Annotated in this window: 10 protein-coding genes; 4 read left to right on the top strand and 6 right to left on the bottom strand. The window is 69.9% G+C overall.

Features of this window, described 5'->3' with window-relative positions:
• Positions 1-75: 75 nt before the first annotated feature.
• The gene (locus ACWFRJ_RS04720; RefSeq protein WP_453524732.1) at positions 76-543 is read left to right on the top strand and encodes a helix-turn-helix transcriptional regulator; all 468 of its coding nucleotides are present in this window, start codon (positions 76-78) and stop codon (positions 541-543) included.
• Positions 544-574: 31 nt separating this feature from the next.
• Here ACWFRJ_RS04720 and ACWFRJ_RS04725 read toward each other — a convergent pair whose 3' ends face one another.
• The 3 genes from ACWFRJ_RS04725 to ACWFRJ_RS04735 form a co-directional block, all read right to left on the bottom strand.
• A complete protein-coding gene (locus ACWFRJ_RS04725; protein WP_453524733.1) occupies positions 575-2,878 on the bottom strand; it encodes a LuxR C-terminal-related transcriptional regulator in 2,304 nt (767 codons plus the stop codon).
• A gap of 162 nt (positions 2,879-3,040) precedes the next feature.
• Entirely contained in the window at positions 3,041-3,526 is a 486-nt protein-coding gene (locus ACWFRJ_RS04730; RefSeq protein WP_453524734.1) for a DUF1269 domain-containing protein, read from the bottom strand.
• Positions 3,526-4,080, bottom strand: a complete 555-nt coding sequence (locus ACWFRJ_RS04735; RefSeq protein ID WP_453524735.1) for a DUF1269 domain-containing protein — start codon at positions 4,078-4,080, stop codon at positions 3,526-3,528. Before ACWFRJ_RS04735 ends, ACWFRJ_RS04730 begins: the two co-directional genes overlap by 1 nt.
• 147 nt (positions 4,081-4,227) lie before the next feature.
• Here ACWFRJ_RS04735 and ACWFRJ_RS04740 point away from each other — a divergent pair, with 147 nt between their 5' ends.
• The 3 genes from ACWFRJ_RS04740 to ACWFRJ_RS04750 are packed head-to-tail and all read left to right on the top strand — an operon-like array spanning position 4,228 to position 9,882.
• The gene (locus ACWFRJ_RS04740; RefSeq protein WP_453524736.1) at positions 4,228-5,673 is read left to right on the top strand and encodes a hypothetical protein; all 1,446 of its coding nucleotides are present in this window, start codon (positions 4,228-4,230) and stop codon (positions 5,671-5,673) included.
• 19 nt (positions 5,674-5,692) lie between these two features.
• Positions 5,693-8,392 carry an MGH1-like glycoside hydrolase domain-containing protein gene (locus ACWFRJ_RS04745; protein WP_453524737.1) on the top strand — a complete coding sequence of 900 codons (2,700 nt, stop codon included), beginning with the start codon at positions 5,693-5,695 and terminating at the stop codon, positions 8,390-8,392.
• Entirely contained in the window at positions 8,389-9,882 is a 1,494-nt protein-coding gene (locus ACWFRJ_RS04750) for an alpha-amylase (protein ID WP_453524738.1), read from the top strand. The genes ACWFRJ_RS04745 and ACWFRJ_RS04750 overlap by 4 nt, the downstream gene beginning before the upstream one ends.
• Before the next feature lie 20 nt (positions 9,883-9,902).
• On the opposite strand, the gene ACWFRJ_RS04755 is transcribed toward ACWFRJ_RS04750, so the two are convergent.
• From ACWFRJ_RS04755 to ACWFRJ_RS04765, 3 genes are read right to left on the bottom strand one after another with little or no spacing between them, the layout of a single operon-like run.
• Positions 9,903-11,615, bottom strand: coding sequence for a SulP family inorganic anion transporter (locus ACWFRJ_RS04755; RefSeq protein WP_453524739.1), 1,713 nt, complete (start codon positions 11,613-11,615; stop codon positions 9,903-9,905).
• A 7-nt stretch (positions 11,616-11,622) separates the two neighbouring features.
• Positions 11,623-14,367 carry a cation-translocating P-type ATPase gene (locus tag ACWFRJ_RS04760; protein ID WP_453524740.1) on the bottom strand — a complete coding sequence of 915 codons (2,745 nt, stop codon included), beginning with the start codon at positions 14,365-14,367 and terminating at the stop codon, positions 11,623-11,625.
• Positions 14,364-15,368 carry a polyphosphate kinase 2 family protein gene (locus ACWFRJ_RS04765; protein WP_453524741.1) on the bottom strand — a complete coding sequence of 335 codons (1,005 nt, stop codon included), beginning with the start codon at positions 15,366-15,368 and terminating at the stop codon, positions 14,364-14,366. Before ACWFRJ_RS04765 ends, ACWFRJ_RS04760 begins: the two co-directional genes overlap by 4 nt.
• Between the last annotated feature and the right edge of the window lie 2 nt (positions 15,369-15,370).

Consider the following 15,370-nt stretch of genomic DNA (forward strand, 5'->3'; position numbering starts at 1 on the left):
ACAGGCGTCTTCCGTAAGCGTGCCCGCCGCCCCAGGGTGTAGGGGTAATGCCCTGCACATGGGGAGGTGAGGGGCATGTCCGTGGCGCTGTGCGCGGAGCCGGGGAGCGGCTCGCGGGGAGTGGCGGGCGAAGTCTCCGTCCTGAACGGGCGGTTGCACGTTCTCGGTCGAGAGGACCGGGCGGCCGATTCGACCGTGATGACGACCTGTCTGGTCTGGGTCGCAGGAACCCTGGTGCGGATCGCCGGGGACGTGGGTGATGTACGCAGCGCGGGTGTGCTGATGGGGGAAGCCGCGGCGGTACTCGCCCTGGTGCCCGCGCATGCGAAGCGGCCCCTGCCGCTGCCGACAGAGCCGTTGACCCAGTGTCAGCTTGCCGTGCTGCGCAGACTTGATCAGGAGGTACCGCTGCGACAGATCGCCGACGACTTGTACGTCTCGGTCAACACGGTCAAGAGCCACGTACGGGCCGTGTACCGGAAACTGGGCGTGGGGTCCCGGTCCGATGCCGTGGAGCGCGGTCGCGTCCTTGGGCTCGTTTAGGCGGTGGCCACAGCAGCTGTTCAGGCGGTGGCTAAAGGAGTTGGAGTTCGCGGGCTCGCCGGACAGCGGCCGAGCGCCGGGTCACGGCGAGCTTGCGGTAGACGCTCTTGAGGTGTGTCTTCACCGTGTTCACGGAGAGGTACAGCTCCTCGGCGATCTCCTCGGTGGTCATCATCTGGGCCAGCCGGTTCAAGACGTCGCGCTCCCGCACGCTGAGCCGCTCGGTGGGCGCCGGTGGGACGGCGACGAGGGTGAGGGCGGGCTGCGAGGCCGGGTGCCGCGGCAGGGCGGTGACGGTGAACCTGCGCCGGGCGGAGTCGAGCAGGGAGGCGCAGGCAGGTGCCACGGCCCGCAGCACGGGACGGGGCAGCCGGGACGCGGCCACCACGTCACCGATCGGGGCGGACGTCGAACCGCCTCGCTCCACCGCCGTGACAAGACCGGCCACCAGGGAGGCGACCTCGGAGAGGAACTCGTCGGGCAGGCCGTCAAGCACGGCCCTGACCCTGGTGAGTTCGTTCCGCGCCCGGCCGGGTTCGGCACGCGCCAGTTCGACCCAGGCGCGCACCAGGTGCAGGGACGCCTGCGAGCGCTCCGCCACGGTCCACGAGGGCAGGGGCGGCTGGGTGGCCTGGGAGGTGAGTTCGTCGGCGCCCCGGAATCGGCCGCGGAGCGCCTCGAGGAGCGCGAGCTCGACGAGGCAGTCCCGGCGCAGCGCGCCGTTCCCGGCGACACCCGCGGCCTTGAGTCCTCCGGTGAGGGAGGCCTCGGCGGCCTTGAGGCTGCCCGCCCGCAACTCGCCGCTGCCCCGGATCGCCAACGTGAGCGCGAGGATCTCGGGGTGCTGCGCCAGGGCGGCCTGCGGCAGGCGCGCGAGGGCCGACTCCGCGTCGGCCGCGGCGGTGCGGGCTTCCTGAGGGTTCCGGGAGCGCAGCTGCTCCATGCGGATCACGGCATGGGCCAGGCGGCACCGGGCGACGCGGACGTCGTCCGCCGTCAGGTCCGCGAGCAGCCCGTCGGCGAGGCCGAGATACCGGGAGCATCCGGGGTCGTCGTCGTGGACCCGGGCGACCGCCGCGGCGAGCAGTACGGGCTCGGGGCTCTTCGTCGGCAGCTGCTCGGGCATGTGCCGGGTCAGCTCGCTCGGCAGCCGCAGTCTGGTCAGACCGAGCACCTGGCCGATCGCCAGACGGTCCACGATCAGCCACCCCGCCTGGTCCCAGTCGCCCGCGGCGAGCAAGTGCCGTACGGCGTCGGCCAGCAGACCGTGCTCGCCGAGCCAGGCCGCCGCGCGACGGTGCAACGGCGCCACCAGGCCGGGCTTCTCGTGGCGCAGGCACATCCGCAGTACGTCGGCGAACATCTGGTGGCAGCGGTACCAGCCCTGGCCGACGGGTTGCAGGAACGAGTTCTCCCTGACGAGGTCGGCGAAGTGCCGGCCCGCGTCCTCGCCGGAGAGCTCCACGGCCAGTTCGGCGTTCACATGGTCGAGCACACTCGTCGTAAGGAGCAGTCGTCGCATGCCGTCGGGCTGCAGGTCGAGTACTTCCTCGATGAGGTAGCTGGCGATGGCTTCATCGTCACCGGCGAACTGCGCCACGAACCGCTCGGGATCGTGGCGCTTCTCCATGGACATCGCGGCGAGGCGCAGCCCTGCCGCCCAGCCGTCCGTGCGCCGCCGCAGCGCGCTCACCGTCTGCTTCGGCACGTCGATCCCGTGCTGGGCCAGGAGCGCCGTCGTCTCCCGGTCGTCGAAGGCGAGGTCTCCGGTCCGCAGCTCGGTGACCTCGCTGGTGAGCCGGCCGCGGTGCAGATGCAGCGGAGGGTCCCGACGGGCGAGCACCACCAGGCGCAACATCCCCGGCAGATGCCGCAGGAGACTGCTGACCCCTTCCGCGATCGGGGAGCCGGGAGCGGGCTGGAAGTCGTCGAGGACCAGCACCACCGGCTCACCGTGCTGGTGCAGATCGGCGGCGAGCGCCGCCACGAGCAGCGGTTCGGCCTCCGAGGCGACGGACTCCGACACGTCCACGCCTGCCTCGCGCAGCGCGCCGATCACGCGGGGCCAGAAGACACAGGACTGCTCGGCCCGGCCGTCACAGGTGACCCAGGCGAGCGGTCCGGGCAGGCGCCGGGTGTGCGCCCACTCCAGGGCGAGGGCCGTCTTGCCCGCGCCCACAGGACCCACGATCACGGTCAGCGGCCCGAGGACGCCTCGCGCGAGGCGGTCCGTCAGACGGGGCCTGGGGACGAGCCACGTGGGCAGCGCGGGTGCGGTGTCGACGGACGACTGGTCCGGGTCGGTGTCCTGTGAAGGGCTTGAGCACTCGGCCATGAGCGGCACCTCGCTCTCGGAGCAAAGTGTTGCGGCTGCGGCAAGTATGGGATGGCCGGGGCAGCGGGAGTGAATGGCAAGCGCCATCTCACCCGGGTGAAATTCCGGTGGGAGACGGCGCCTGCCGCGGCGGCCCGGTCCGGAGCACCGGGCCGCTTGCGGTCACTTCTCCTGCAGGGCCTCGATCAGTTCCTCCTCTCGGTCCTTGGTGAGCGACGTACGGATCACGGTGGGGTTGAAGGGACGTACCGCGTCACGTACGCGATCGGGTGTCGAGCGCCGGACGAGCGCGAAGAGAGCCGCGCGGCCGGGCTCGAGGGTGCTGGCGATCTCCTTGACGAAGGCGTCGTTGATGCCGACGTCGCTGAGCTTTCCGGCGATGGCGCCGGTGGCGGCGCCCACGGCGGCACCGAACACCGGCATCAGGAAGAGCAGTCCGAACAGCGAGCCCCACAGGGCGCCGCCGGCCGCGCCGGTGGCCGTGGTGTTGAACGTCTGGTGCACATGGATCTTGCCGTCCATGGTCCGCCAGGCGATCGCGGCGTCGTCCAGGTCGAGCAGTTCCTGACGGGACAGTTCCTTGGCGAGCCGCAGAACTCCCTCCGCCTTCTCCTTGTCCGAGAATCCGAGCACGACGAGATCGGCCATCAGGCTTTCCTCCGGGGGTTGCGGGTCTTCGGGTCCGGCCGGACTTCGGGTGTGACCGGGTCACCCAACTTCTGTGCCATCGCCGTGAGTTCGGCGAGTACCGGGGCCAGTGCCTCTTCGGTGAGGAATCCCTCGGCGACAGGGACGGCACCGGCGTCGCGCAGGGCTTTGCGCAAGTACTTGGCCCACACGTGTTCCAGCAGGATGAAGGCCGCCGCGGTCCCCGGGTCGAGGGACTCGGCCATCTCCCTGATCTCGGTGGAGGTCAGGCCGAAGGCGTTGCCGTCGGCCAGGCTCGGGTACGCCTCCTCAGCAGCCCTGACCTGCTCGCCCGAGATTCCGAGCAGCGCGGCGACCGTCTCGCCCATGCCCTCCGCCTGGAAGTCGAGGGCGAACAGATTCCCGCCGGGCTCCTTGCGGACGAAGAGCATGTCGAGGACCCGGATCTGTCCGTTCGCCTCGAGGATCCCCAGTTCCTCGATGATCCGTCCTTCGAACTTGGCGTCGGGTCCGAATTCGACCGTCAGGAGTTGTACCGGTCCGATCCCAGCCATCGTGTCTCCTCTCGGGAAAGTGCCGCCGTCACGGCCGCCGGCACGGCCGTCATCACAGCGTCGGCAGCCGGTGCGGCGCGTCACCCGCCGCAGGTGAAGGAAGCCGGCGCGGGCACCGGGACGGTGGGGGGCGGAGGTGCGACGCCCATGACGCATGAAGAGACACCGGAAGGGGACGCCGCCGGGCCCACCCGTGGCGGCGCCGACGCGGCCGAACTGGAGCGCCTGCGTGCGGAGGTCGGTGAGCTGCGTGACCGGGCCGGTACCGAGCGGCGGCGCAGGGCCCGTCTGCTGTCCGTCCGGCGTGTTGTCGCGGCCGTGCTGATCGCGCTGGTCGCCGTCCTCGCGGTCACCTCGGTCGTGGGGGTGTGGGGCTCGCGGACCACCCTCAACACGGACCGCTGGATCTCCGCTGTGGGGCCGCTGCCCGAGGATCCCGACGTGAATGCCGCCGTCTCCACCTATCTGACGCGCGAGATCTTGGACCGGGTCGACGTCAAGCAGCGTCTTTCCGACGCACTGCCGCCGCGCGCTTCCTTCCTGGCGGCACCTGCCACCAGCGCGGTCCACGACTATGTGCAGAAATCGATCTCCGCGCTCATCGCCAACGAACGGTTCCAGGACCTGTGGCGTGCGACGAACCGCCGCGCCCACGAGCGGATCGTCGCGGTGCTCGAAAAGAAGAACGAGAACGTACGGGTGAGCGGCGACACGGTCACCCTGAACCTCCTTCCGATGGTCAACAACGTGCTGCGGTCCCTGGAGGAGCAGCTGCCCACCATGTTCGGCAAGAAGCTCGATCTGCCCGCCCTCTCCTCCGGCGAACTCCCGCCGGGCCTGCACGACCGCATCGAGAAGGCGCTCGGAGTCTCATTGCCCGCCGACTTCGCGCAGATCCGGATCTACAACCGGCACGAGCTTGGCCAACTGCAGGAGACCGTGCTGCTGTTCAAGCGCGCGGTGGTGGGCCTGGTGATCGCTGTGCCGGTGTTGCTCGCGCTGACCCTGTGGATCTCGCCCACGCGGCGGCGCACCCTTCTCCAGCTCGGTCTGTGGCTGGTGGTGAGCGTCACGGTCCTTTCGACCGTGCTGCGGGCGGTCCGGGACCAACTCCTGGACCAGGTGCCGTCGGGCGTCTACCGCGACGGCGCACGCGCCGCGATGTGGACCGTGTTCACGACCTTGCGCGACCGGGGCGACCAGCTCCTGTGGCTGGGCGTCGCCATCGCCGTCCTGGCCTATCTGGTGGGACCAGGGCGGCTGCCGAAGGCGCTGCGCAGGTACATGGCCCAGGGCGCGCGGGCCACCGGCCACCTCCTGTCCAAGGCCGGTGACCGGGCACAGGGCGCGCGGGTGCGGCCGTGGCTGGCGCAGCACGCCGACGTGCTGCGGGTGGCGGGCGTGATCGTCGCGGCCGTGGTCGCACTGGCCCTGTCGTCGTGGACCGGTCTCTTCGTGGTCGGCGCACTCCTTGCCGCGTACGAGATCGCGCTCACCCTCGTCGCCCGGGCGGAAGGCGCACCGGCGGAGGGCTCACCCCCGGAAGGTGAGGCGGGTCCACGGGCCTCCGCGAAGACTGGCGCATCCGGTTGACCGAGGCAGGGAGACGCGCATGAAGACGCGGACGCACGCCGGGCGGATCGGACCGACGGGCGACGGGAGCGCACGCTCGCGCCTGTGGGGCCCGTACCTGAGCGAAAGGCAGTGGGGAACGGTCCGGGAGGACTACAGCCCCGGCGGCGACGCCTGGTCCTACTTCCCGCACGAGCACGCCCGCTCCCGTGCCTACCGGTGGGGCGAGGACGGCCTCGGCGGCGTCTGCGACGACAAGCAGCGCCTGTGCCTGGCCCTCGCCCTGTGGAACGGCCGCGACCCGATCCTCAAGGAACGCGCCTTCGGCCTCACCAACGGCGAGGGCAACCACGGCGAGGACGTCAAGGAGTACTACTTCTACCTGGACAGCACGCCGAGCCACTCCTACCTGCGGTACCTGTACAAATATCCGCAGGCCGCGTTCCCGTACAACGACCTCGTGTCCGTCAACCGGGACCGCACGCGCCAGGAGTTCGAGTACGAGCTCATGGACACCGGTGTGTTCGACGACGACCGGTACTTCGACGTGACGGTGGAGTACGCCAAGGCGGACCACGACGACATCCTGATGCGGATCACCGTCGACAACCGGGGCCCGGACGAGGCGACCCTGCACGTGTTGCCGACGCTGTGGTTCCGCAACACCTGGTCCTGGGACGAGCACCACGGCGAGGAGCCCAGGCCACGGCTGCGGGCGGTCGAAGGTCCCGGCTCGACCGTCACGATCCGCGCCGACCACCCCGAGCTCGGCAGCTACGACCTGCGGTGCGCGGGCGAGGTTCCGCTCCTGTTCACGGAGAACGAGACCGACAACGAGCGCCTTTTCGGCTCTCCCAACGCGAGTCCCTACGTCAAGAACGCGATCGGCCGGTACGTCGTCGAGGGGGAGGAGAGCGCCGTCAACCCGGCGCGGGAGGGCACCAAGGCAGCCGCCCTCCACACGCTCGTCGTGCCCGCCGGAGGGTCACAGACCCTGCGCCTGCGCCTCGGCCCCGCGGGCGGGAAGCTCTCCCTGGCCAGGGACTTCGACACGGTCTTCACGGACCGCATCGCCGAAGCCGACGAGTTCTACCGGGAGCTGACCCCCGAGCGGGCGACCGAGGACGAGGCACGCGTCCTGCGCCAGGCCCTCGCCGGAATGCTCTGGTCCAAGCAGTACTACGGCTTCGACCTGGAGAAGTGGCTGGCCGAGCACGACATGACCCCCTGGAGCCCGCCGCGGCCCGGGATGCGCAACAACGAGTGGTTCCACATGGTGAGCGACGACATCGTCTCCATGCCGGACAAGTGGGAGTACCCCTGGTTCGCCGCCTGGGACCTGGCGTTCCACGCCGTGGGCCTCGCGGTCGTCGACGTCGGCTTCGCCAAGGAGCAGCTCGAACTGCTCCTGCGCGACGCCTACTTGCACCCCAACGGCCAGATCCCGGCGTACGAGTGGAACTTCGGCGACGTCAATCCGCCCGTGCACGCCTGGGCCGCGTACTTCGTGTACACGGTGGAGAAGGGCACGACAGGCCACGCCGACCACGCCTTCCTCGAGCGCACCTTCCAGAAGCTGCTCACGAACTTCACCTGGTGGGTCAACCGCAAGGACCCCGGCGGCAAGAACATCTTCCAGGGCGGCTTCCTCGGCCTCGACAACATCGGCGTCTTCGACCGCAGCGCCCCCCTGCCCACCGGAGGCACCCTGGAACAGGCGGACGGCACCGCCTGGATGGCCCTGTACTGCCAGTCGATGCTCCAGATCGCGATGGAACTCGCCGAACAGAACGAGGCATACGAGGAACTGGTCCTGAAGTTCGTCGAGCACTATCTGTGGATCGCGGCCTCGATGGACCGGATCGGGGACCTCCACGACGAGCTGTGGGACGAGGAGGACGGGTTCTACTACGACGTGCTGAAACTGCCCGACGGGCAGTCGGTCCGGCTGAAGGTCCGCTCCATGGTGGGGCTCCTCCCGCTGTGCGCGTCGACCGTATTCCGGCCGGAGCAACTGACCCAACTCTCCGGTCTGCAGGACCGGTTGCGGCGCTTCGCCGAGCGTCACCCCTCGCTCTCCGTGACGCTGACCTCGGCGCAGGCCGGCACGGCGGGCGGCGCACGGCTGCTGTCCGTCCTGGACGAGAAGAAGCTCGTGCGCGTGCTCTCCCGGCTCCTGTCGGAGGACGAGTTCCTGAGCCCCTACGGGATCAGGGCGCTCTCCCGCGTCCACGCCGAGCACCCGTACACGTTCTGGGTGCACGGCGAGGAGTACAAGGTCTCCTATCTGCCCGCCGAGTCCGACACCGGCATGTTCGGCGGCAACTCCAACTGGCGCGGCCCGATCTGGATGCCGATGAACGCCCTCGTCATCCGCGGACTGCTCAATCTGTACGGCTTCTACGGCGACGACTTCACCGTCGAGTGCCCGACAGGATCGGGGATCCAGAAGAACCTGTACGAGGTCGCCGAGGACATCTGCTCCCGCCTCACCCGCATCTTCCTGCGCGGTGAGGACGGACGGCGGCCCGTGTACGGAGGCCAGGCGAAGTTCAAGGACGACCCGCACTGGCGTGACCTGGTCTCCTTCTACGAGTACTTCCACGGCGACAACGGCGCGGGCATCGGCGCCTCGCACCAGACCGGCTGGACCGGTCTCGTCGCGGCCCTGATGAAGATCTTCGGCACGTTCGATCCTGAGGACTTCCGCACCGGCTCCGCGAGGAGGCAGAAACGATGACCGAGTTGCCCGCGCAGCCCGTCGTGCACGAGGTCAACACCCGCGTGTGGCTGAGGGAGACGGGGCTGCGCACCGGCAGCCTCGCCGGTCTGGCGGACGTACCCAAGGACGTGTGGGACGAGATCACGCCCGCCGGGATCGACGCCGTCTGGCTGATGGGGGTGTGGGAGCGCAGTCCGCGGGGGCGCGCCATCGCCCTGGAGAACCCGGCGCTGCGCAGTGCCTTCGCCGACGCCGTCCCGGACATCGGCGAGGAGGACATCGCCGGATCGCCGTACTGCATCCGCCGCTACGAGGTCGACGCTTCGCTCGGCGGAGCCGCGGGCCTGGCCGCCGCCCGGGCCGAACTCTCCCGCAGGGGCGTCGGACTGCTGCTCGACTACGTTCCCAACCACGTGGCCCCGGACAGCCCCTGGGTGACCGAGCACCCCGAGTACTTCGTGCAGGGTGACGCCGAGGACGCCCGGCGTGATCCGGCCGGGTTCCTCGACACCGGGAGCGCCGTGCTCGCGCGGGGCCGCGACCCGTTCTTCCCGCCCTGGCCGGACGTGGTGCAGCTGAACGCCTTCGCCCCGGCCCTGCGGCGGGCGACCGAGGAAGTGCTCGAGGGCATCGGCGAGGTCTGCGACGGGGTGCGCTGCGACATGGCGATGCTGATGATGAACGACGTCTTCGCGCGGACGTGGGGCGAGAGGGCCGGGGCCCGGCCGCAGGAGGACTTCTGGTCCGAGGTCGTGACCGCCGTCCGCCGTCGTCACCCCCACATGGTCTTCGCCGCGGAGGCGTACTGGGACCTCGAATGGGCCCTGCAGCAGCAGGGGTTCGACTTCTGCTACGACAAACGTCTCTACGACCGGGTGCTCAACGAGAGCGTCGAGTCGGTCCGGGGGCACCTGCGGGCCGACGAGCAGTACCAGCGCGGACTCGTCCGGTTCCTGGAGAACCACGACGAACCGAGGGCCGCCCGGACGCTGCCCCCGGCCAAGGAGCGCGCTGCGGCCGCACTGATCGCCACGCTGCCGGGCGCGACCCTGTGGCACGAGGGCCAGTTCACCGGGCGCCGCGTCCACCTGCCGGTCTTCCTCGACCGCCGTCCGGACGAGCCGCCGGACCCCTCCCTGCGCGCGTTCCACGAGCGGCTGTTGTCCGCCGTGCGCCGCAGCGGCATGCGGACGGGGCGGTGGCAGCTCCTGGACTGCGAGGGCTGGCCGGACAACGACTCGGGGCGTGACCTGATCGCCTCGTGCTGGTCCGGTGAGGCGGGCCGGTTCCTGACCGTGGTGAACCTCTCGGACCATCGCGCACAGGCGCGCATCAGGCTCCCCTGGAACGAACTGGGCGATGGGATCTGGGAGTTGGCCGGACTCCTCGACGCCGAGCGGTACGAACGCCCGGGTACGGAGCTGACGTCGAGCGGGCTCTACGTCGATCTGCCCCCGTGGGGCACGCACCTGCTCTCGGTCGTCGCGGCGGACGGGTCCAGGACCTAGAGCCTTTGTCGGGGCCCTGGTCACCGGTCGCCCGGTGCACCAGGGCCCCAGTCCGCGCCACTGTCCGCCCTGAACGCCTCCACTGCGGCCTCCACAGTGGGGTAGAAACGGCGCGCGTCGAAGGTATGGCCAAGGCCGTAGCGCTCGACCTTGCGCCGCACCGGGTCCTTGAGCTCGGCGAAGACCAGGTCCACGCCCAGATCGAGGAGCGCCGCTTCCAACTCCTCCAGGACGTCCGCCGCGGTCGTGTCGACGTCGGTCATCGGTTCCGCCGCGATCAGTACGCGCCGCGGTGCCTGTTCGGCGTGGGTGTACCGCAGGACCTCCTCGCGGAACGACTTGGCGTTGGCGAAGAACAGCGGCCCGTCGAACCGGAAGATGACAAGGCCCGGCAGGCGTTGGGCATCCGGGTGCGACCGTACGTCGTGGTAGCCCGCGAGGCCGGCCACACGCCCGAGGACGGTGTTGTAGGGCCACCAGGCCCGCCGGAAGACGTTCAGGATGGACAGGCCCACCGCGACCCCGATCCCCGGCAGCACACCGAGCAGGGCCACCCCGAGGAAGGCCGCGATGGCCAGCCAGAACTCCGCCTTTCGCTGGCGCCACAGCCGTCTCGTGCCCGCGAGGTCGGCAAGGGACAGGGAGGCCGTGATGACCACCGCGGCGAGCGCCGGCTGGGGCAGATCGCGGAAGAGGCCCGGCAGCAGGACGAGCATGAGGAGGATGAGCGCCGCGCCGACGACCCCGGTGAGCTGGGTCTTGGCCCCGGCCCGCTCGGCCACGGCCGTGCGTGACCCGCTGGTGCTCAAGGGGAAGCCCTGGAACAGGCCGACGGCCACGTTCGCCGTGCCGATCGCGATCATCTCGTCGTTGCCGTGGACCTCCTGCCCGGTGCGGGCGGCGAAGGCGGATGCGTTGGAGATGGTGTCGGCCAGGGAGACCAGGGCGATGCCGAGCGCGCCGACGAACAGCGGACCCAGATCGGCCAGGGCGATGTGCGGGACCGTGAACGGCGGTAGCCCTTCGGGGAGCCGCCCCACGGTCTTGACCCCGTGCTCGTCCAGATCGAGGACGACGGATGCCGTGATGGCGAGAACCACCATGACGAGGACGGCCGGGACCTTGGGCATCAGACGTTGCAGCAGCAGGATCAGGAGGATGCAGCCACCGCCGACCGCGAGTGCGGCGGCCACTGTCCGCCCCTCCGCCACGGCCCGGACGAAGGCGTCCACCTCACGGACAAGACCGTGGGCGTCGGTCGAGAAGCCGAACAGCTTCGGCAGCTGCCCGATGAGGATCGTCAGGGCCAGGCCGTTCATGTAGCCGATCATGGTGGGCTTGGAGATGAGATCGGCGACGAAACCGAGCCGTGCCACCCCCGCGAGGAGCGTGATCGCGCCGACCATCAGGGCGAGCACCGAGGCGAGCGCGACCGCGCGCGAACTGTCCCCGTCCGCGGCGAGCAGGGGCAGGATCGTCGCGGCGATCATCGGGCCGATCGAGGAGTCGGGGCCGAGCACCAGGACGCGCGAGGGCCCTGTCACGGCGTACGCGAGCAGACACAGCACGGAGGTGTACAGACCGGTGATCGGCGGCAGTCCGGCCAGTTCGGCGTAGGCCATGCCCTGCGGCACGAGCAGCGTGCTCAGGACGACACCCGCGATCAGATCCTTCAGCAGCCACTCACGGCGGTAGGTGCGCAGCGCCTTGATCCCGGGTGGCGTCCAGGGCACCGGCCTCTCACCTCTGCCCGGCGCCGGACGGCAGGTGACGGCGGCGGGTGGCGAGCTTGCCCAGTTCCCACAGCGCGAGGAGCGCGAGGGGAGGGAGCAGGGCCCAGCCGAACTGGCCGATGCTGAGCGGCGTGGTGTCGAGCAGCCGGTTGAAGGCGTCCATCTGGGTCACAAAGACGGCGAGCACGAACTCCCCGAGCACCGTCCAGTTCAGCTGCTTGCTGTCGAAGGTGTCGGTCGTCAGGACCGTGGCGGTCTGGTTGCGGCATTCGAGGGCGGCGACGATCAGGCACAGCGCGAACGCGGTCATGGCGATGGAGTTGCCGATGCGCACGCTGTCGTAGCGGGTCGCGCCGATCTGGATCATGGTGAGGAGACCGATCGCCACGGCCGTCCCCGCGAGCCCGACCGTCAGCATCAGACCGCCGGTCATCACGGGCTGGCCGCGGGGCCGCGGGCGGCGGGACATGAGCCCGGGGCTGACCCGGTCGAACCCGAGCGAGAAGCCGAAGGCGGCGTTGACGACGAAGTGGATCCACAGCACCTGGGCGGGGGTGAACGGTTCACCGTCGGCGATGTCGAAGAGCGCCGCGCCGAGGAACGTCAGGACGAAGACGATGAGCAGCACCAGTACGAAGCGGATGTACTTGGTGAGGTTGTCGTAGATCTTGCGGCCCTGTTCCACCGCGTGGACGATCGTGGCGAAGTTGTCGTCGGACAGGATCATCCGTCCCGCGTTCTTGGCGACCTCCGTGCCCGATCCCATGGCGATGCCGATGTCGGCGGCCTTGATGGCAGGGGCGTCGTTGACGCCGTCGCCCGTCATGGCGACCACATCGCCCTTCTGCTTCAAAGTCTCGGCAAGGAGCACCTTGTGCTCGGGGGCCACCCGGCCGACCACGCCGATGTCGTCGATGCGGGCAAGGCGTTCGTCCTGCGACAGAGCGGCGAAGTCGGCGCCGAGGATCGCCTCGCCCTCGATGCCGACCTGCGCGGCGATGGCGGCGCCGGTGATGACGTCGTCGCCGGTCACCATCCGCACGCGGATATGGGCGGCCTGGGCGGCGGCCACGGCGTCCCGGGACTCGTCGCGCGGCGGATCGGCCATGCCGACAAGGCTCGTCACGCACAACTCCGTGACCTGGGCGAGGAGATCCCCGTCCGGCGTGAAACCGGCGGGGTCGATGTCACGGGTTGCGGCCGCCATCACACGGCGGCCCTCCTGTTCCATCCGTTCGAGTTCGCCCTGGGCCCGCGTCCGCAGCGCGGTGTCGAAGGGGATGGCCGAACCGTTCGACAGAGTGGTGGTGGTGAGGGCGAGGACGGCCGGCGCCGCTCCCTTGACGAAGCAGCGCACGACCGGCACGCCCTTCGCGTCGTGGGCCGTGTGGAAGGTGGCCATGAGTTTGTACGCCGGGTCGAACGGCAGAGTGGCGAGCCGGGGGAGCCGCAGCCGCGTGGAGTCGACGTCGAGGCCCGCCTTGTGTCCGAGCACGAGCAGCGCGCCCTCGGTGGGGTCGCCCACCACCCGTCCGTCCACGAGTGAGGCGTCGCTGGCGACGAGATACGGCAGGATCGCGTCCTCGATGCCGGGGGAGCTGCCCGCGGCATGGTGGATCCGGCCCTCCAGGGCGTAGCCGGTTCCCGAGACCGTGTAGCGGTCGAAGGCGTCCACCACTTCGACCACGGTCATCTGGTTCATCGTCAGCGTGCCGGTCTTGTCGGAGTTGACGGCCGAGGTGAAGCCCAGTGTCTCCACCGACGGCAGGTCCTTGACGATCGCGTGCCGCCGTGCCAGGTCGAGTCCGCCGCGCGAGAGGATCGTCTGCGTCACCGTGGGCAGTGCCTCGGGGACGGCGGCGATCGCGAGGGACACGGCGCTGACGAAGAGCGCGTCCCACGCCACGTCACGCCCGCGCCCCAGGGCGAACATCAGGACCATGGTGATGCCGGCCGCCCCGACGATCCACAGCGTGAGGCGGTTCAACTCCCGGGTGAGCGGCGACTCCTCGCGCCGTGTGTCCGACAGCATCCCCGAGATCTTGCCCAGTTCGGTGGACGCGCCGGTGGCCGTGACCACGAGAACGCCGCTGCCGTGCGTGACCGGGGTGTTCATGAAGGCCATGTCCGTCTGGTCGGCGGGTCCGAGCCCGCTGAGGCGTACCGGAGCGGAGTCCTTCGCGGCGGGAACGCTCTCCCCGGTGAGCGCGGACTCGTCGATCTGCAGGGCGCTCGTGGCGACGAGCCGTCCGTCCGCGGGCACCTCGTCCCCCGCGGAGAGCAGGACGATGTCCCCGACGACCACCTCCTCCGCGGGAATCTCGGCCTCCGTCCTGTCGCGTCGCACCCGCGCGGTGGCCTTCGTCATCTCCTTGAGGGCGTTCATGGCGCTCTCGGCCTTGCCCTCCTGCCGTATCCCGATGACCGCGTTCAGAACGGTCAGGCTGAGCAGCACCACCGCGGTGCCCCACTCCTGGATGGCGAGCGACACCGCGGCGGAGGCGACGAGAATGATCTGCATGTACGAGGTGTACTGACCGAGAAACCGGACCCAGCCGCTCGGCGTCCGCTCCTCCGGCAGGGAGTTGGGCCCGTACTCGGCGAGCCGCGCGGTCACCCGCGCGGCGTCGAGTCCCACGGCCGGGTCGACGCCGAGTTCGTCGGCCACCGAGAGGGCCGTGCGGGCGTACCAGGCGTCAGTCCGTGCGGGATGTGCCGGCTGTGCGCCGTGGTCGGGTGCCTGGGCCGTCATCGCGCCCGCCTCCGATCGCCGTTGCCGCGCCGGGTGCCCGAGGCGGCCCGTGCCGCGTACGGGTCCGCGGCCGACCCGGAAGGCGCTTCGTCCTCCAACTTCTGCTTCTCGAGCTCCAGTGCGCGCCGGCTCTTGTCGTCGATCTCGGGATACTGAGGGTCGATGTCCATCAGGGTGTGGACGAGCACGGCCGCCGCGCAGGTGCGCGCGAACCATTTGCGGTCGGCGGGTACGACGTACCAAGGTGCCCAGGGCGTGCTGGTCGCGGACAGCATCTCGGAGAACGCCGTCTGGTAGTCGTCCCACATGGTGCGTTCACGGGCGTCGGCCGCCGAGAACTTCCAGTTCCTTTCCGGTACGTCGATCCGTTTGAGGAAGCGGATGCGCTGCTCCTCCTTGGACAGATTCAGGAACAGCTTGACGATCCTGAATCCGTTGTCCGTCAGATAGCGCTCCCAGTCGTTGATCTCCCGATAGCGCCGCCGCCAGATCTTCCTGCCGTCGGCCTTCCCCGGCAGCCGCTGACGGGTGAGGTGTTCGGGGTGCACCCGCACGACCAGGACCTCCTCGTAGTGGGACCGGTTGAAGATGCCGATCTCCCCGCGGCGCGGCAGGTCGCGGGAGTAACGCCAGAGGTAGTCGTGGCTGAGCTCCGCGGCCGAGGGCACCTTGAAACCCGCCACGCGCACGCCCTGCGGATTCACTCCGCTCATCACGTGGCGGATCGTGCCGTCCTTGCCCCCGGCGTCCAGCGCCTGAAGGCAGAGCAGGACCCCATGAGTGCCCTCGGCGGCCAGCCGACGCTGGTAGTCGGCCAGCAGGGTGACGCCGCTGCGGAGCAGTTCCTGTCCGTCCTTCTTCTTCTTGATGCCCTTCTTGTGAGTGGGATCGAAGTCCTTGGACAGATCTACTTTCGAGCCGGGTTTGACCCGCAGCGGCGCGATGAACTCAGCGATCCGTTCCGCCCGATCGTCTGCCGTGTGCGCCCGTCGGTCCTTCATGG

Source organism: Streptomyces sp. NPDC055239, assembly GCF_053606205.1.